A 17973-nucleotide genomic window follows, 5' to 3' on the forward strand; every position below is an offset into this window, starting at 1 on the left:
CCGATCGGTACATGTCGTCTGCGTGCGTTGTTCAGCTGTAGAAGCCGCAGCCAAGCGTCTGTCGATGCTGTGCCGGTTTGCTCATTCGGCAACCGGTACCTTTACCAGAGGGGAGCTTTTTGCGATGTACGCACTCATGGCTGTGGTATTCGTCATTGGTTATCTCTGCATAGCCTTCGAACATCCACTGAAGATCGACAAGGCCGCCGCCGCCTTGCTCACCGCGGTGCTGACCTGGACGGTGCTGGTACTGGGGGCCGACGAGATTCTGCCGCTGCTGCAGTCCGGTACCCATGATCCGGCGGATTCGTCAGCCATCGTGGTCGAAGCCCTGCGCCATCATCTCGGCGAAATCTCGGAGATCCTGTTCTTTCTGCTCGGCGCAATGACCATCGTCGAGCTGATCGACTCCCATGAAGGCTTCAAGGTCATCACTGACCGCATCCAGACACGCAAACGCGTGCACCTGCTGTGGATCGTCGGGCTGATTACCTTCTTTCTCTCCTCGGTGCTGGACAACCTCACCACCACCATCGTCATGGTCTCGCTGCTGCGCAAATTGATCCGCGGGCGCCCCGAGCGCTGGCTCTACGTCGGTATCGTGGTGATCGCCGCCAACGCCGGAGGCGCCTGGTCGCCGATCGGCGACGTGACCACCACGATGCTGTGGATCGGCACGCAGATCTCCGCAGGCGGCATCATCACCGGCCTGTTCGTACCCAGTCTGGTCTGCCTGCTGGTGCCGTTGCTGATTCTCAGCTTCCGCCTGCGCGGCGAAGCTCCACGCCCTCGGCCCCGGGCACACCTAGCGGAGCATCAGCCTCCGGCCACCACGGTGTTCGAACGCAATCTGGTATTGGGCCTGGGCCTTGGCTCGCTGCTATTCGTTCCGGTCTTCAAGACCATTACCCATCTGCCGCCGTACATGGGCATTCTCTTCGGCCTCGGCCTGCTGTGGATCACCACCGAGTACATCCATCGCGGCAAGAACGATGAACACAAACACCCGCTTTCGGTGGTCGGCGTACTGCGCAAGGTCGACACACCCAGCGTGCTGTTCTTCCTCGGCATCCTGCTGGCGGTTTCCAGCCTCGCCACGGCTGGCCATTTGACCCAGGTGGCCGAAGGACTGCGCCAATCGCTGGGCAACATCTATGCGATCAACTATGCCATCGGCCTGCTGTCGGCAATCGTCGATAACGTGCCGCTGGTGGCCGGTGCCATGAAAATGTACCCGCTGGTCAGCCCCGAGACGCTTGCCGCAGCCGCGCCGGATGAGTCCGGCTGGCTGTCGCAGTTCCTCACCGACGGCACCTTCTGGGAGTTGCTCGCCTACTGCGCAGGCACTGGCGGCAGCAGCCTGATCATTGGCTCTGCGGCGGGTGTCGCGGCGATGGGCATGGAGAAGATCAGCTTTACCTGGTATCTCAAGCGGGTCAGCCTGCTGGCGTTCCTCGGCTACACCGCCGGCGCGGTGACCTACATCGGCATGCTCGCGCTGACCTGACGATCACTCGCGACCAACTCATCCGGGGCATTGCAACCCGCAATGCCCCGGACAGGGGTTCTCCATGACCACCAGCAAGACCAGAACCAGCTTCTACCGCCGACTCTACGTCGCTTGGCTGATCGACAGTGGCGCCGCCACCAGCGTCCCGGCGCTGATGGCGGTCACCGGCATGCCGCGACGCACCGCGCAGGACACCCTCGCCGCGCTTGCCGAGCTGGATATCGACTGCCACTTCGCGCAGGACGACGGCGAACGACACAACGCCGGCCATTACAGCATCCGCGACTGGGGAGCCATCGACCAACGCTGGATCGAGCGCAACCTGCCGCGCATCAAATCCGTTCTCGGCTATCCCTGACCACCCATGAACGGCGATCTGCTGCTGGTTCTGGGCCTGCTGGGCATCTGCGTCGGGCTGTTCATCGTCAACCGTCCGCGCATGGACGTGGTCGCGCTGCTGGCGATGGTCGCCCTGCCGCTGTCCGGCGTGCTGACCATCGACGAGGCGCTGGCCGGCTTCAGCGACCCCAGCGTGCTGCTGATCGCCGCGCTGTTCGTCATCGGCGACGGTCTGGTGCGTACCGGCATCGCCTATCGCCTGGGCGATTGGCTGATGCGCCGCGCCGGTAGCAGCGAGAGCCGGCTGCTGATCCTGCTGATGCTGGCGGTCGCGGGACTCGGCTCGGTGATGAGCTCCACCGGCGTGGTAGCGATCTTCATCCCCGTGACGCTTGGCATCGCCGCGCGCATGCAGCTGTCGCCGCGACGGCTGATGATGCCGCTGGCATTCGCCGGCTTGATCAGCGGCATGCTGACGCTGGTCGCCACGCCGCCGAACATGGTGGTGCACAGCGAACTGCGTCGCGCCGGCCTGGACGGCTTCGCCTTCTTCGACTTCGCGCCCATCGGCCTCGCCATCCTGCTGCTCGGCATCGGCTACATGCTGGTGGCGCGCCGCTGGCTGGGCGGCAATGACCGGCATGAACAACCGCGACCGCGCCTGACGCTGGCCGACCTGGCCCAAGCCTACTGCCTCGGCGAGCGCGAGCGGCGGCTACGCGTCAAACCCGGTTCGATCCTCGGCGACCGCGTGCTGGACGAGCTGGAACTGCGCAAGCAGTACGGCATCAACGTGATCGCCATCGAACGCCAGCATCGTTTTCGCAAGCTGTTGCTGGTGGCTACCGGCAATACCGAGCTGCTTGTCGGCGACGTGCTGCTGGTCGATCTGGCCAGCCCGGCGATCGGCCTGCTCGGTGCCTTCGACGAACTCGGCCTGGAGCCTCTACAGCTGTCGCGTTCCTATTACGCCGATCATTCGCATGAGCTGGGCCTGGCCGAAGTCGCGCTACCGCCCGACTCCAGCCTGCCGGGCAAGACGATCCAGCAGCTGGGCTTTCGCAGTCATCACAAGCTCAACGTGGTCGGCCTGCGGCGCAATCACGAGGCGCTGCGCGGTCTGCTGGTGGACGAGAAACTCAAGCCGGCCGATACCCTGCTGGTCGCCGGCAGCTGGAAGCACATCCACCGTCTGCAGGGGCTGAGTCGCGATTTCCTGGTGCTCAGCCTGCCGGCGGAAGTGGATGACGTGGCGCCCGCCGCCCGCCGCGCGCCACTCGCCCTGTTAAGCCTGGCGGCGATGGTGGCGCTGATGGTCAGCGGCCTGGTGCCGAACGTGCTGGCGGCGTTGATCGGCTGCCTCTTGATGGGACTGTTCCGCTGCATCGACATGGACAGCGCCTACAAGGCCATTCACTGGCAGAGCCTGATTCTGATCGTCGGCATGCTGCCCTTCGCCCAGGCGCTGCAGAAAACCGGTGGCATTGCTCTGGTCACCAGCGGTCTGATCGGCCTGCTGGGCGACGCCGGGCCGTATGCGCTGCTGGCCTGCCTGTTCGTGCTCACCGCCGTGATCGGGCTGTTCATCTCCAACACCGCGACCGCCGTGCTGATGGCGCCGATCGCGCTGTCGGTGGCCGAACAGCTGGGGGCGTCGCCCTATCCCTTCGCCATGACCGTCGCGCTGGCCGCCTCGGCCGCCTTCATGACACCCGTCTCTTCACCGGTGAACACCCTGGTGCTGAATCCCGGGCATTACCGCTTCACCGATTTCGTGCGCATCGGCGTGCCCTTCACGCTGCTGGTGATGCTGGTCTCGCTGCTGCTGGTGCCGTTGCTGTTCCCATTCCAGGGCTGATGGCCGGCAATAAGTGGCATGGTCGCCGGCGCCGTGGGCGGTTACTCTCGGCCTCCCATACCAACAAGAAATCCCCCCATGTCGCACCGCCCTGCCCTGTTCCCGGTTCTGCTCGCCGGCGCCACGCTGCTGCTGGTCGTCCACGGCCTCGGTCGCTTCGTCTACACCCCCCTGCTGCCCTGGTTGGTGGAAGATGGCCTGCTCAGCGTGCAGCAGGGCGCCAGCATCGCCAGCTGGAACTACCTTGGTTATCTGATCGGCGCGCTGCTCGCGTTGCGCTGGCACCGCGTTGCGCAGATTCGCCGCAGCCTGCCCTGGGCACTGGCGCTGCATCTGCTCAGCGCACTGCTGCAAACCCAGGCGCAATCGCCCGATGCGCTCGCCGCGCTGCGTCTGGCCAACGGCATCGCCAACGGCCTGGTGTTCGTGCAGGCGCCATCGTTGATTCTCGAGTGGCTGGCTCGCCATCAGCGCGCGTCGTCCAGCGGCCTCGTCTATCTGGGCGTCTGCGTCGGGCTGATCGTCTCCAGTCTGCTGGTCAGCCTGAGCGATGGACTGCTGCAGGGTGCCGAGCGCTGGTGGCCGGCGGCGCTGCTGTCGCTGCCGCTGGCCTGGTGGGGCTGGCGCCAGCTGGCGAAGCTGGATCTGCCGAACGAAACGCCGGCCGGCGATCCGGCCACGGCACCCAGCGGCCGACTGTTCGACCGGGCCAGCACGCCGCTGTTCCTCTCCTATGCCGGCGCCGGCATGGGCTACATCCTGCCGATGACCTTCCTGCCGATGATCGCGAGATTGCAGGTCGAGCCCGGCGATTTCCTCATCGATGGCAGCTGGTTGGTGGTCGCCCTGTCGACCCTGCCTTCGCCTTGGCTGTGGAACCGCCTGGGCGTGCGCCTTGGCGACGATATCGCACTGCGTCTGAGCTACTTGATGCAACTGCTCGGCGTGCTGGCGGTGCTGCTGTTACCCGGCGCGAGCGGCATCCTGCTCTGCGCGGTGCTGGTCGGTGGCACCTTCCTCGGCACCGTGCTGCTGACCCAGCGCCTGGCGCGTACGCTGCATCCGCATCAGGGGCCGCGCCTGTCCGCGGCGCTGATTGCCCTGTACGGCCTGACCCAGCTCGCCGCGCCCTGGCTGACCAGCCTCTGGATGGGTGTCGGCGGCAGCCTGCACAGCGCCTTCTGGCTCGGCGCCGGCGCGCTGCTCTGGGGCTTGCTATGGATGCTGGCGGTGCCGCGCCGGCGGTGAAACCTGTGGGACAATGCGCGCCCCGTTCGCAGCGATCCGTACGCCCATGTCCGTCCGCAAATCCAAGGCCCCGACCAGCGCCAAGCCCGACCGCCCGCTCCTGCATCCGCGCAACCGCCACAGTGGGCGCTACGACTTCCCTGCGCTGATCGCCGGCTGCCCGGCGCTGGCCGACTTCGTCATCGTCAATCCGTACGGCAAGCAGAGCATCGATTTCGCCGACCCGGCGGCGGTGAAGGTATTCAACCGCGCGCTGCTCAAGCAGTTCTACGGGATCGAGCACTGGGACATCCCAGCCGGCTACCTGTGCCCGCCAGTACCCGGACGCGCCGACTACCTACACGGTCTGGCCGACCTGCTGGCCGCCGACAACGCCGGCAGCATTCCGCGCGGCAGGCAGATCCGTGCGCTGGATATCGGCACCGGGGCCAACTGCATCTATCCGCTGATCGGCCACTGTGAGTACGGCTGGCGCTTCACCGGCTCGGATATCGACAGCGTCGCGCTGAACTCCGCGCAGGCGATCGTCACGGCGAACGGGCTGAGCGACGCCATCGAGCTGCGCCAGCAATCCGATCGCCGGCACATCTTCCACGGCCTGCTACAGGCGGACGAGCGCTTCGATCTCAGCCTGTGCAACCCGCCGTTTCACGCTTCGGCCAGCGAAGCGACGGCCGGCAGCCAGCGCAAATGGCGCAACCTCGGCAAGCTCGACCCCAAGCGCAAGCTGCCCGTGCTGAACTTCGGCGGACAAGCGGCGGAGCTGTGGTGCGAGGGCGGCGAGGCGGCGTTCATCGCCCGCTTGGCCGAGGAAAGCGTGGCAGTCAGCCAACAGATCTGCTGGTTCAGCACGCTGGTCTCCAAAGGCGGCAACGTCGCGCCACTGCAGGCCAGGCTGCGCAGGCTCGGGGCGCGGGAGGTACAGACGCTGGACATGGCCCAGGGCCAGAAGCGCAGCCGCTTCGTGGCATGGACCTTTCTCGACGTGGATCAGCGTGCGCAATGGCGCGCACGGCGCGGGTTACAACAACAGGTCTGATCGGGCGGCGATCAGACCGCTAGATCCCAAAGCTGCTTGTTCTTCAGCGCCAGGGTCTGGATATAGCGCGGTTCACCGTTGATTTCTTCCAGCTCGGTCATGCCGGCCAGTTCGCCCACCACGCGATAGCGCTTGCCGGCTCGCTTGTCCTGCAAGGGATAGAGCTTGGCGATGTGCTGGGCGAGTTCGGTGAGGGTGGTCATGTGTGGGCTCCATAAAACTGCGTGCAGCAGCTTTTTACAGTGCTTTGATTACGGTTCTGCGACAAAGATTGCCGCCTCGCTCGTTGGAGCCCAGCAACGGCGATTTGATTCCGTACACGCAGCGATTTTTTCCGAACGGCGGCGAATCGCTCAGCAAATCCCCATTCCCAGCTGTAGCAGCGCCAGACCGCCGCGCTGCCAGCCGAGCCACGCCAGCAGGAGCAGACCGCCGAGCAGCGCGGCCAGCACGACGGCGAACCCCAGCCGACGCATCACCCACCCGCCTGCGCGGCGCGCAGCCGCGCCACCGGCTGCTCGCGGATCGGCCAGTTCAACGCCGCCGCCATCAGGCTGAGGGCGATCGCGATCTGCCAGACCAGGTCGTAACTGCCGGTACGGTCGTACAGCCAGCCGCCCAGCCAGCCACCGAAGAACGAACCGATCTGATGGAACAGGAAGGCAATCCCGCCGAGCATCGACAGATTGCGCACGCCGAACATCGTCGCCACCGTGCCGTTGGTCAGCGGCACCGTGGACAGCCACAGCAGCCCCATCGCGACACCGAACGCATAGGCGCTCCACACGCTCAGCGGTGCCAGCAGAAACGCGCTGATCACCACCCCACGAATCAGATACAAGGCCGCCAGCAAGCGCGGTTTCGAATAGCAGCTGCCCAGCCAACCGGCGGTGTAGGTGCCGACGATATTGAACAGCCCGACCAGCGCCAGCACCGTGGTGCCGACCTGCGCCGGCAGGTGCTGATCGACCAGATAGGCCGGCAAATGCACGCCAATGAATACCACCTGGAAGCCGCAGACGAAGAATCCCAGCGCCAGCAGGCGAAACCCGGAATGCCCGACCGCCTCACGCAGCGCCTCGCCAAGCGACTGCTGCGCGCCCGCCGGCACCGGCGCCTGGCGGTCGCCGCGCATCATCGCCGCCAGCGGCACGATCAGCGCGATCAGCAGCCCCAGCGCCAGCAGCGCCGAGGACCAGCCCAGCCACTCGATCAGCCCGAGGCTGCCCGGCAGCATGATGAACTGGCCGAACGAACCGGCCGCGGCGGCGATGCCCATCGCCATGCTGCGCTTCTCCATCGGCACGGCACGCCCCACCGCCCCGAGAATCACCGAGAAGGAGGTTCCCGAAAGCCCCAGGCCGATCAGCACACCGGCACTCAGGCTCAGCGCCAGCGGTGTGTCCGCACTGGCCATCAGCACCAGGCCGATCGCATAGAGAATGCCGCCGACCAGCACCGCGCGCGCGACGCCGAAGCGATCGGCCAGCGCGCCGGTGACCGGCTGCGCCAGCCCCCAGATCAGGTTCTGCAACGCGATGGCAAAGGCGAACACCTCACGCCCCCAACCGAACTCCGCGCTCATCGGCGGCAGGAACAGGCCAAAGCCATGCCGCACACCGAGCGACAGCGCGAGGATCAACGAGCTGCCGAGCAGCATCCAGCCGCAGGTACGCCATGCCGAAGTCATCAGTGTTCATTCCTTGGGAAAAGACGGCCAGTTTACTCAGTGCTCCCCCCTGCGCCGCAACTGCTCATCGGACTGTCCCGCTCGGTTAAACTGCAGCTGTTCTGCCCCTCCCTGAATGAGTAGCCCATGCCGATTCGCCACTGCATTGTTCATCTAATCGAGAAAAAGCCCGACGGCAGCCCTGCCGTGCTCCATGCGCGCGACTCCGAGCTAGGCGCCTCGCAGGCGATGGAAAACCTGCTGGCCGACCTCAACGAGAGCTACAACGCCAAGCAGGGCAAGGCCTGGGGCTATTTCCACGAGGAGTCCGGTGCCTACCCGTTCAGCGGCTGGCTGGGCCAGTACCTGGACCAGGCGAGCGACTTCACCGCGTTCAGCCGCCAGGCGGTCGAGCACCTGCAGAAGCTGATGGAAGAATCCAACCTTTCCACCGGCGGCCACGTGCTGTTCGCCCACTACCAGCAAGGCATGACCGACTACCTGGCCATCGCCCTGCTGCATCACAGCGAAGGCGTGACCGTCACCGACGCGCTGGACGTGGCGCCGGCCCGACACCTCGACCTCGGCCAGCTGCACCTCGCCGCGCGCATCAACATTTCCGAGTGGCAGAACAACAAGCAGTCCCGGCAGTACATCTCCTTCATCAAGGGCAAGAACGGCAAGAAGGTTTCAGAATACTTCCGCGACTTCATCGGCTGCCAGGAAGGCGTCGATGCGCCGGGCGAGACCCGCACGCTGCTCAAGGCGTTCAGCGATTTCGTCGAAAGTGAGGACCTGCCCGAAGAGCAGGCCCGCGAGAAAACCAGCGCACTGGTCGACTATGCCAGCACCCAGGCCAAGCTCGGTCAGCCGATGACCCTCGAAGAGCTGTCCGGGGTGATCGACGAGGACCGCCCGAAGGCGTTCTACGACCACATCCGCAACAAGGACTACGGGCTGTCGCCGGAGATTCCGCCGGACAAGCGCACCCTGAACCAGTTTCGCCGCTTCACCGGGCGCGCCGAGGGTCTGTCGATCAGCTTCGAGTCGCACTTGCTGGGCTCGAAGATCGAGTACGACGAGGCGCGCGACATGCTGATCATCCGCCAGTTGCCGACGCAGCTGAAAGACCAGCTCAAACGCCGCAAGGACTGATCACCCGAGGCCCCTCATGTCGCGCTTGCCCGATGCCGTTCTCGATGATTGCCTGTGCAACCCAGCGGCACCGCTGGCCGGCGACCCCGCCCGTCAGTACGGTCTGGACAAGGCGCAGGCACAGGCGCAACTGCTCACGCTCAAGGGCTGGCTGCGCGAACGGCTGACCATGCTCTGGGCCAATCGCCACGCTGCCTTGCTGCTGGTGCTGCAAGGCCCCGACTGCGCCGGCAAGAATGGTGTCATTCGTCGCGTACTGAGCGGGCTCGACCCGCTGGCGCTGGCCGCCAGCAGCTTCCAGGCGCCGAATGCCGAGGAGCGCGCGCACGACTTCCTCTGGCGCTATCGGCGGCGTCTGCCCGCGCCCGGCACGCTCGCCATCTTCGACCGCAGCTATTACGAGGCACTGGTCAGCGACCTGCGCGACGGCCTGTGCGAGACCGCCGATTTGGCGCCGCGGCAGGCCGCGATCCGCGCGCTGGAAGAGGAACTGCCGAGCCTGCACATCCGCCCGCTGAAGTGCTACCTGCAGATTTCCTGCGCCGAGCAGAAGCGCCGCCTGCATCAGCGTCTGGAGCAGCCGAACAAGCGCTGGAAGCTGAGCGCCAGCGATCTCGACGATCACCGCGACTTCGCCCACCGCGAGGCGCGCTGGGCCGAGGTGCTCGCCGCCAGCCATCTGCCGAACGCACCCTGGTACGTGATCCCCGCCGATCATCGCTGGCTGCGCGACCTGCTCGTCGCCAGCCTGCTCGCCCGGGAGCTTGAACAGCTGGCACAGGATTGGCCGCAGCGGCCGGCGCCCTTCAGCGCCGACGATCTGCAAGGCATTGCGTGCGAACCCCGGCGCTGACCGCGCTGGGCTGGCTGCTGGCCAGCCTCGTCGCCCCGGCTGCCGCGCAGGAACAGGCGTCCGGCCTGTCCGCGCAGGCGCTGCGCTTCACCGTAGCCAATGCCGAATTCACCCTGATGCACGAAATGGGGCATCTGCTGATCAGCGAACTCGGCCTGCCCGTGCTCGGCCGCGAGGAAGATGCCGCCGACCAGCTCGGTTTCATGGGGCTGTTTCTGCTGCACGACCGCCAGCATGACGCCACGTTCTACGCCAAGCTGATGGACGTCGCCGACTACTGGCGGCTGGAATGGCGCAACGCCGAGCGCAACGGCGACGGCATCGCGCTCTGGGACAGCCATGCGCTGGATGCGCAGCGCTTCTACAACATCGCCTGCCTGGCCTACGGCAGCGACCCGGACCGGCTCGACTGGGTGCTCGACGTCAGCGGGCTGCCGGCCGAGCGCGCGCTCTACTGCCCCGAGGAATACCAGCAGGTGGCACATGCCGTGCGCTGGCTGCGCGAGCGCCTGCACCCCCCGGCGCCCGGCACGCCGCGGCATAGGATCGCCGTGGTCTACGACGATCCACCAAGCCATCTGGCGGACGCGGCAGCGCTGCAACAAAAAATCCGCGCCAGCGGCGAACTGGAAGCGGTGGCGCGCAAGGCGAGCGAGGCGTTCGACCTGCCGCGCGACCTCACGCTGCGCATGACCACCTGCGGCGCGCCCGACGCCTGGTTCAACCGCATCAGCGGCGAGCTGACGCTGTGCTACGAACGCGTCGCCTATTTCCGCGATCTAGCCGCCCAGCTGCCCGCCGAACGCGCGCCGCAACCCACTCGCTGACGCCCGTCAGCAGGCTTCGATGCGGTAGCCCAGCCGCGGGAAATGTACGTGGACCACGCCCGCGCGCGCATCTTCGCGGCGCAGAATCAGCTCTTCGCTGCCGGCGAACAGCAGCTCGCCCTCCACCGGATCGCTGCCGTAATCCACCGCACGAATCACCACGCGCTGCCCCTGGGCGAAGCCGTTCGGCTCGGCGAACGGCTCATCCGGCAAGGCTGCCGGCGTCGCCTCGCGGGCGATCTGCAACGCCTGCTCGGCCGGCAGTTCGCTGAACGAGCCATGCCCGACGCCCAACACCTTGCCCAGCCAGGCGCGGATATCCGGGTAATCGTCCACCAGCGGCGCGGTCACCGGCGTCGCCCGCAGGAACCACAGGCAGTGCGCCACGGCGAAATCGGCCAGCGACGGCGCGGCACCGAACAGGAACTCGCCCTCGCTGCGCGCCAGCTGCTGCTGCAGGCGCGCCATGTAGGTCGGCCAGTCGTTCTTCGCCTGCGCCAGCGAAACGCGGCTGACACTGCCGTTGCTGAACAGCTGCGCACGATCCTTGCCGAAGGTCTCGACCAACTCCTTGGGCACATTGGCAAAGCGCAACGCCATCGACTCCGGCTGGAACACCAGGCTCACCGCCGTGAGGAACAGCACCGAATCGGCCCATGCGGCGAGCACCGCGACGTTGAATTCCTGGCCCTCGGGAAACAGCTCGGGCGTGGCCTTCTCGGCTTCCAGGCGACGGGCGATCAGCGCCGTATCGCAGTACACGTCGGCCCCGACCTGCAGCACCGGCGTACGCCGGTAGCCACCGGTCAGCGCGGTCAGATCGGGCTTGGGCATCACCGGCGGAATCAGCACCGAGCGCCACGACAGCTGCTTGAAGCCCAGCAGCAGACGCGCCTTCTCGGCAAAGGGCGAGGTGGGATAGTGGTGCAGGATCAGCTCGTGCATGGACAGGCTCCGCCGGAGGAAGGAAAGAGCCTCAGCTTAGACGCTCGGCCGACGCCAGCCTACCGGCCGATTAATGCGTCATTCACGACGCCGGGGTTTCGGCCACCAGCCGCTCCTTGGCGCTCTTGCTCAGCCGCTTGATGGCGATTTCGCGCCGCAGCGCCGCGCTCTTGCCGGCACAGGCCTCGACATACACCAGCGCCATCGCCGGGCTGGAATGGAAGAACCTCGCGCCGCGCCCGCGCTGATGCTCGGCGAAGCGCCGCTGAGCGTCGTCGCTGATGCCGCAGTACAGCGCGCCATTGGCGGCACGCACCAGGTAGACATACCAGGGCTTTGAATCGGCGACGGTCATGGGCGGTGAAGAACCTCGGTGGGGCGGCAGGCGCGCCGTATTATGCCGTAGCCAGCCGCGTGCGCTGGGTGGAGCGACGCTATCGTCGGCCGTTGTCTGGGCAAACAGCCGAAGCCAGGAAGCCGCGCTGCAGGCCCCGGAGGACGCGCGCAGCAACGCCGTTTCCGCCCTCCTGCCGCGACGCCAGAGCGGCCTGTTCGTAGCAGAGAGCCGTTTTTCTGTCCAGATATGGTGGCCGAACGCCTTTGCGTATACTGCGCCGATGTTTTCTCAAACTGCGTTCCGCAAGCGCTGCGCCTACTGGCTGTTGGCGACCGGAGTCCTCCTGATGCTCGGCAGTTGCGCTGACAAGCCCAACGAACTCGAGCGGATACAGGAGGAAGGCGTGCTGCGCGTGATCACCCGCAACAGCCCCGCCACCTATTTCCAGGACCGCAACGGCGAGGCCGGCTTCGAGTACGAGCTGGTCAAGCGCTTCGCCACCGAGCTGGGCGTCGAGCTGGAAATCGAAACCGCCGACAACATCGACGAAATCTTCACCCGCCTCAATCGCCCCGGTGGTCCGGCACTGGCTGCCGCCGGAATGGTCGCCAGCGAAGGTCGCCAAGCGCTGGCGCGCTTCACCCATTCCTATCTGGATGTCACCACCCAGGTGGTCTACCGCAACGGTCAGCGCCGCCCGCGCAAACCCGAGGATCTGGTCGGCAAGCGCATTTTGGTGCTCAAAGGCAGCAGCCAGGCGGAAAAGCTCGCCGCCCTGCAGCGCGAACTGCCGGAGCTGCGCTACGAAGAATCCGCCGCGGTGGAAGTGGTCGACCTGCTGCGCATGGTCGACGAGGGGCAGATCGACCTGACCCTGGTCGAATCCAACGAGCTGTCTATGAACCAGGTGTATTTCACCAACATCCGCACCGGCTTCGACCTCGGCGAGCAGAACAGCCTGTCGTGGATTCTCGCCAAGGGCGAAGACGACAGCCTGCTGCAGGCGGCCAACCAGTTTCTCGACCAGGCGCAGACGAACGGCACGCTGCAGCGCCTGCGCGAACGCTACTACGGGCATGTAGACGTGCTCGGCTACGTCGGCGCCTATGCCTTCGCCACGCACCTGCAGCAGCGTCTGCCACGTTACGAGAAGACCTTCCGCGAAACCGCCAAGGAGCATGGCATCGACTGGCGGCTGCTCGCGGCGATCGGCTATCAGGAGTCGCACTGGCAACCCGATGCGACCTCCAAGACCGGCGTGCGCGGACTGATGATGCTCACGCTCAACACCGCCAATGCGATGGGCGTGACCAACCGCCTGGACCCGAAACAGAGCATCCGCGGCGGCGGCAAATATCTGGTGCAGGTACGCGACAGCCTGCCCGAGAGCATCGAGGAGCCGGATCGCACCTGGTTCGCGCTGGCCGCCTACAACGTCGGCGGCGGTCATCTGGAAGATGCCCGCAAGCTGGCCGAGGCCGAAGGCCTGAACCCGAACAAGTGGCTGGACGTGAAGCGGATGCTGCCACGCCTGGCGCAGAAGCAGTGGTACAGCAAGACGCGCTACGGCTATGCGCGTGGCGGGGAACCCGTGCATTTCGTCGCCAACATCCGCCGCTACTACGACATCCTCACCTGGGTGACCCAGCCGCAGCTCGAAGGGCAGAAGCTGGTACAGGGCAATCTGCACGTGCCCGGCATCTACGCCACCGAAATCGAAGAAAACCTGCCGCCGCTGTGATCCGCCGAGCCGCGCTCAGCCGCGACCGATCGGCGCAAAGACCGCGCGGGTCTGTTCGGCCAGCAGCGCGGGCGCCAGCTCGACTTCCAGCCCGCGCCGACCGGCACTGACATGGATGCTCGGCTGCGCCTGCGCCGAACTGTCGATGAAGGTACGCAGGCGCTTCTTCTGCCCCAGCGGGCTGATGCCGCCGAGCAGATAGCCGGTGGTGCGTTGCGCCACCTGCGGATCGGCCATCTCCACCTTCTTCACGCCGGCGGCTTGTGCCAGTGCCTTGAGGTCGAGCGTGCCGGCCACCGGCACCACCGCCACCAGCAACTCGTTCTTCTCGCTGCAGGCGAGCAGCGTCTTGAATACCCGCGCCGGGTCGAGGCCGAGCTTTTCCGCAGCTTCCAGCCCGTAGGAGGCCGTCTTCGGGTCGTGTTCGTAGCTATGCACGCGATGTTCGACGCGCGCTTTTTTCAGCAGATCGATGGCAGGGGTCATGTTCTGTAATGATGTGGCTGGCTGAATGCCTGTACCTTAGCAGGCAACGCATCCGCGGTGAGCACTCCATGCAGCATCCTCCCCTCGCGCCTGTCGCCGAAATCTACGATCTGGCCGTGGTCGGCGGCGGCATCAACGGTGTCGGCATCGCTGCGGATGCCGCCGGGCGCGGCCTGTCGGTGTACCTCTGCGAGCAGGGCGACCTGGCGCAGCACACCTCCTCGGCCAGCAGCAAACTGGTGCATGGCGGCCTGCGCTATCTGGAACATTACGAACTGCGCCTGGTGCGCGAGGCCCTGGCCGAACGCGAGGTGCTGCTGAACATGGCGCCGCACATCGTCGCGCCGCTGCGCTTCGTCCTGCCGTACCGTCCGCACCTGCGCCCGGCCTGGATGATCCGCACCGGCCTGTTCCTCTATGACCACCTGGGTCGACGCGAACGCCTGGCACCCTCGCGTCGCCTGCGGTTCGGCGCGGACAGCCCGCTCAAGACCGAGATCACCCAGGGCTTCGAGTATTCGGACTGCTGGGTCGACGATGCGCGCCTGGTGGTGCTCAACGCCATGAGCGCCCGCGAGCACGGCGCGCACATCCACACCCGCACCCGCTGCGTCAGCGCGCGGCACAGCAAGGGGCTCTGGCATCTGCATCTGGAACGGGCCGACGGCAGCCGCTACTCGCTGCGCGCCCGCGCACTGGTGAATGCCGCCGGGCCGTGGGTAACCGACTTCCTACGCGAATCGCTGCGCCAGCGCCCGGCGCACGCCATCCGCCTGGTCCAGGGCAGCCACCTGATCGTGCCCAGGCTCTACGACGGCGAACACGCCTACATCCTGCAGAACGACGACCGGCGCATCGTCTTCGTGATTCCCTATCTGGAGCAGTTCAGCCTGATCGGCACCACCGACCGCGAATACCGCGGCGATCCGGCCCAGGTGACGGTCACCGAGGAGGAAATCCAGTACCTGCTGGCGGTGGTCAATCGCCACTTCAAGCAGCAGCTGCAGGCCGAGGACATTCGCCACCGCTACGCCGGCGTGCGCCCGCTGTGCGACGACGAATCCTCCGATCCGTCGGCGATCACCCGCGACTACACCCTGGTGCTGAATGCCGAGGGCCACGAGCCGCCCCTGCTGTCGGTGTTCGGCGGCAAGCTGACCACCTATCGCAAACTCGCCGAAGCAGCCCTGGCCGAACTCGCCCCCTGGTTCGCGCGGATGAAACCGGCCTGGACCCACGACGCGCGCCTGCCCGGCGGCGAAGACATGAGTACCCCGCGCGATCTCGCCGAGGCGCTGTGCACCGGCGCGCCCTGGTTGCCCGAGGCTCTGGCGCGGCGCTGGGCACATAGCTACGGCAGCCGCAGCTGGACGCTGCTGCACGGTTTGCACGGCCTGACCGATCTCGGCGAACACTTCGGCAGCGGGCTGTATGCCCGCGAGGTGGATTATCTGATCGCCGTGGAATGGGCGCTGAGTACCGAGGACATTCTCTGGCGGCGCAGCAAGCTCGGCCTGTTCCTCGATACCCAAGGTCAGGCACGTCTGAACGACTACCTGCAACGGCAGACACCCGAGCGCCTGCCGCTGTTCGCCGCCCCCGACGCCGCTACGCTGCGTCAGGCCTGAGTCGCGGCGATGGCGCGCGGCTGGTAAGCATGGCTGCGGCGCAGCTGCCGTGCGGCGGCCACCATGTTCACCAGCGCCGCTTCGGTCTCCGCCCAGCCGCGGGTCTTCAGCCCGCAGTCGGGGTTGACCCACAAGCGCTCGGCGGGGATGCGCTCGGCGGCCTTCGTCAGCAGCTCGACCATTTCCGCGGTGTTCGGCACCCGCGGCGAGTGAATGTCGTAGACGCCCGGGCCGATCTCGTTGGGATAGTCAAAGGCACGGAACGCCTCCAGCAGCTCCATCTGTGAGCGCGAGGTCTCGATGGTGATGACGTCGGCATCCATCGCCGCGATGGCCTCGATCACGTCGTTGAACTCGCTGTAGCACATGTGCGTATGGATCTGCGTCTCATCGCGCACGCCGCTGGCGCACAGGCGGAAAGCCTCCACCGCCCAGTCGAGGTAGCCCTGCCACTGCGCGCGGCGCAGCGGCAGCCCCTCGCGGAACGCCGCCTCGTCGATCTGCACGATGCGGATGCCGGCGGCCTCCAGGTCGCAAACTTCATCGCGGATCGCCAGCGCCAGCTGCCGCGCCTGCACCTCGCGGCTCACATCCTCGCGCGGGAAGGACCACATCAGCATGGTCACCGGGCCGGTGAGCATGCCCTTCATGACCTTGCCGGTCTGCTGCTGGGCGTAGCGGATCCACTCCACCGTCATCGGTCGCGGACGGCTCAGGTCGCCGTAGATGATCGCCGGCTTCACGCAGCGCGAACCGTAGCTCTGCACCCAGCCGAAACGGGTGAAGGCATAGCCATCGAGCTGCTCGGCGAAGTACTCGACCATGTCGTTGCGCTCGGCCTCGCCGTGCACCAGTACGTCCAGGCCGAGTTGTTCCTGCACCGCCACCGCGTGCCGAATCTCCGCCTGCATGGCGGCGATGTAGTCGGCCTCGCCGAGCGTGCCAAGTCGATGGGCCTGACGCGCCTGGCGAATCGCCGCCGTCTGCGGGAAGGAGCCAATGGTGGTGGTCGGAAACGCCGGCAGCTGCAGATGCGCGCGCTGCTTCGCGATGCGCTCGGCAAACGGCGATGCGCGGCGGCTGTCTGCGGGCGTGATGGCGGCCAGTCGCGCGCGCACCGTCGGGTTGTGGATGCGCGGCGATGTGGCCCGCGCCTGCTGCACCGCACGGCTTTCGGCCAGCGCGGCTTGCACCTCGGCAGCGTTCGGCTGATTGACCGCGCGGGCCAGCAGCGCTACTTCGGCGCATTTCTGCACGGCGAAGGCCAGCCAGCTTTTCAGCTCGTCATCCAGCCGGTCCTCGCGTGCCAGATCTACCGGACTGTGCAGCAGCGAGCAGGATGGCGCCACCCACAGCCGCTCGCCCAGACGTTCGGCGGCGTGGCGCAGCACCGCCAACGCCTTGTCCAGATCGCAGCGCCAGACGTTGCGTCCGTCGACCAGACCGAGCGAGAGCACCTTGTATGCCGGCAGCCGGTCGAGAATCACCGGGTACTGGTCCGGCGCACGCACCAGATCGATGTGCAGACCATCCACCGGCAGCACGGCCGCCAGCCCGAGGTTGTCTTCCAGGCCGCCGAAATAGGTCGCCACCAGCTTCTTCAGCGGCGCACGCTGCAGCACGTTGTAGGCGCGCTCGAAGGCGTTCTTCCAGTCCTGCGGCAGGTCCAGGGCGAGGATCGGCTCGTCTATCTGCACCCATTCCACACCCTGCGCCCCCAGCCGCTCGAGCACCTGACCGTAGACCGGCAGCAGGCGTTCGAGCAGGTCCAGCTTGTCGAACTCCGCGCCCTTGGCCTTGCCCAGCCACAGGTAGCTCAGCGGACCGATCACCACCGGCTTGACCGCATGGCCCAGCGCCAGCGCCTCGTCGACCTCCTCGAACAGCTGCGTCCAGCTCAGCTCAAACTGCTGCTGCGCATCGAACTCCGGCACCAGATAGTGGTAGTTGGTATCGAACCACTTGGTCATCTCCTGCGCCTGGGCATCGCCGCCGCAGCAGCGCTGGCCCACACCGCGCGCCATCGCGAATAACGTGTCCAGTCCGATCGCGCCGCTGGCCGGGCGGAAACGCGGCGGGATCACGCCGAACATCAGCGAATGGCTCAGCACCTGGTCGTACCAGGCGAAATCGCCCACCGGCAGCAGCTGAATGCCGGCATCGGCCTGCAGCTGCCAGTGCCGCGCGCGCAACTGGCGACCGACTTGGCGCAGACCGGCTTCGTCCAGTTCGTGCTTCCAGTACGCCTCCAGAGCTTTTTTCAGTTCGCGGTCGCCGCCGATGCGGGGGAACCCCAGGGAGTGCGCTACGGCCATGACAATCTCCATTCAATTTCAAA

The 17973-nt window shown here is 66.4% G+C and carries 17 protein-coding genes; 10 read left to right on the plus strand and 7 right to left on the minus strand.

Annotated features, from left to right (window positions below; genetic code table 11):
• Nucleotides 1-124: 124 nt before the first annotated feature.
• From nhaD to rlmF, 5 genes are all read left to right on the plus strand, one after another.
• Nucleotides 125-1507 carry a sodium:proton antiporter NhaD gene (gene nhaD / locus NAV27_RS03125; RefSeq protein WP_008568080.1) on the plus strand — a complete coding sequence of 461 codons (1383 nt, stop codon included), beginning with the start codon at nt 125-127 and terminating at the stop codon, nt 1505-1507.
• Nucleotides 1508-1571: 64 nt separating this feature from the next.
• A complete protein-coding gene (locus NAV27_RS03130) occupies nt 1572-1868 on the plus strand; it encodes a winged helix-turn-helix domain-containing protein (RefSeq protein ID WP_102827300.1) in 297 nt (98 codons plus the stop codon).
• A gap of 6 nt (nt 1869-1874) precedes the next feature.
• Nucleotides 1875-3707, plus strand: coding sequence for an SLC13 family permease (locus tag NAV27_RS03135; RefSeq protein ID WP_102827301.1), 1833 nt, complete (start codon nt 1875-1877; stop codon nt 3705-3707).
• Nucleotides 3708-3785: 78 nt separating this feature from the next.
• On the plus strand, nt 3786-4955 hold the full coding sequence (locus NAV27_RS03140) for a YbfB/YjiJ family MFS transporter (RefSeq protein ID WP_102827302.1): 1170 nt from the start codon (nt 3786-3788) through the stop codon (nt 4953-4955).
• Nucleotides 4956-5001: 46 nt separating this feature from the next.
• Nucleotides 5002-5994 carry a 23S rRNA (adenine(1618)-N(6))-methyltransferase RlmF gene (rlmF, locus tag NAV27_RS03145; protein ID WP_102827303.1) on the plus strand — a complete coding sequence of 331 codons (993 nt, stop codon included), beginning with the start codon at nt 5002-5004 and terminating at the stop codon, nt 5992-5994.
• A gap of 11 nt (nt 5995-6005) precedes the next feature.
• On the opposite strand, the gene NAV27_RS03150 is transcribed toward rlmF, so the two are convergent.
• The 3 genes from NAV27_RS03150 to NAV27_RS03160 all read right to left on the minus strand — a co-directional run bounded on the left by NAV27_RS03150 (nt 6006) and on the right by NAV27_RS03160 (nt 7684).
• On the minus strand, nt 6006-6197 hold the full coding sequence (locus NAV27_RS03150; RefSeq protein ID WP_003288256.1) for a hypothetical protein: 192 nt from the start codon (nt 6195-6197) through the stop codon (nt 6006-6008).
• 150 nt (nt 6198-6347) lie between these two features.
• Entirely contained in the window at nt 6348-6470 is a 123-nt protein-coding gene (locus tag NAV27_RS03155) for a hypothetical protein (protein WP_256055286.1), read from the minus strand.
• The gene (locus tag NAV27_RS03160; protein WP_003288255.1) at nt 6470-7684 is read right to left on the minus strand and encodes an MFS transporter; all 1215 of its coding nucleotides are present in this window, start codon (nt 7682-7684) and stop codon (nt 6470-6472) included. Before NAV27_RS03160 ends, NAV27_RS03155 begins: the two co-directional genes overlap by 1 nt.
• A gap of 126 nt (nt 7685-7810) precedes the next feature.
• Between NAV27_RS03160 and yejK the strand changes: the two genes are divergently transcribed.
• From yejK to NAV27_RS03175, 3 genes are read left to right on the plus strand one after another with little or no spacing between them, the layout of a single operon-like run.
• Nucleotides 7811-8818, plus strand: a complete 1008-nt coding sequence (yejK, locus tag NAV27_RS03165; protein WP_003288253.1) for a nucleoid-associated protein YejK — start codon at nt 7811-7813, stop codon at nt 8816-8818.
• A gap of 16 nt (nt 8819-8834) precedes the next feature.
• Nucleotides 8835-9671 carry a polyphosphate kinase 2 family protein gene (locus NAV27_RS03170; protein ID WP_003288252.1) on the plus strand — a complete coding sequence of 279 codons (837 nt, stop codon included), beginning with the start codon at nt 8835-8837 and terminating at the stop codon, nt 9669-9671.
• Nucleotides 9653-10498 carry a DUF4344 domain-containing metallopeptidase gene (locus tag NAV27_RS03175; protein ID WP_102827304.1) on the plus strand — a complete coding sequence of 282 codons (846 nt, stop codon included), beginning with the start codon at nt 9653-9655 and terminating at the stop codon, nt 10496-10498. Before NAV27_RS03170 ends, NAV27_RS03175 begins: the two co-directional genes overlap by 19 nt.
• A 6-nt stretch (nt 10499-10504) precedes the next feature.
• Here the strand turns inward: NAV27_RS03175 and NAV27_RS03180 are convergent, their stop codons facing one another.
• Together NAV27_RS03180 and NAV27_RS03185 are read right to left on the minus strand one after the other, a co-directional pair.
• The gene (locus tag NAV27_RS03180; protein WP_008568092.1) at nt 10505-11443 is read right to left on the minus strand and encodes a glutathione S-transferase family protein; all 939 of its coding nucleotides are present in this window, start codon (nt 11441-11443) and stop codon (nt 10505-10507) included.
• A gap of 82 nt (nt 11444-11525) precedes the next feature.
• Entirely contained in the window at nt 11526-11798 is a 273-nt protein-coding gene (locus NAV27_RS03185) for a GIY-YIG nuclease family protein (protein ID WP_102827305.1), read from the minus strand.
• 262 nt (nt 11799-12060) lie between these two features.
• Here NAV27_RS03185 and mltF point away from each other — a divergent pair, with 262 nt between their 5' ends.
• Nucleotides 12061-13521, plus strand: coding sequence for a membrane-bound lytic murein transglycosylase MltF (mltF, locus tag NAV27_RS03190; RefSeq protein ID WP_008568094.1), 1461 nt, complete (start codon nt 12061-12063; stop codon nt 13519-13521).
• A 15-nt stretch (nt 13522-13536) separates the two neighbouring features.
• On the opposite strand, the gene ybaK is transcribed toward mltF, so the two are convergent.
• Complete coding sequence (ybaK, locus tag NAV27_RS03195) at nt 13537-14007, minus strand: Cys-tRNA(Pro) deacylase (protein WP_043296119.1); 471 nt, start codon at nt 14005-14007, stop codon at nt 13537-13539.
• A 68-nt stretch (nt 14008-14075) separates the two neighbouring features.
• Here ybaK and glpD point away from each other — a divergent pair, with 68 nt between their 5' ends.
• On the plus strand, nt 14076-15635 hold the full coding sequence (glpD, locus tag NAV27_RS03200; RefSeq protein ID WP_102827306.1) for a glycerol-3-phosphate dehydrogenase: 1560 nt from the start codon (nt 14076-14078) through the stop codon (nt 15633-15635).
• Here glpD and metE read toward each other — a convergent pair.
• Nucleotides 15626-17950, minus strand: a complete 2325-nt coding sequence (gene metE / locus NAV27_RS03205) for a 5-methyltetrahydropteroyltriglutamate--homocysteine S-methyltransferase (RefSeq protein WP_102827307.1) — start codon at nt 17948-17950, stop codon at nt 15626-15628. The two genes, glpD and metE, sit on opposite strands and share 10 nt — an antisense overlap.
• Nucleotides 17951-17973: the final 23 nt, after the last annotated feature.

Origin of the sequence: Stutzerimonas degradans, from assembly GCF_024448505.1 — a bacterium.
Classification (GTDB): domain Bacteria; phylum Pseudomonadota; class Gammaproteobacteria; order Pseudomonadales; family Pseudomonadaceae; genus Stutzerimonas; species Stutzerimonas degradans.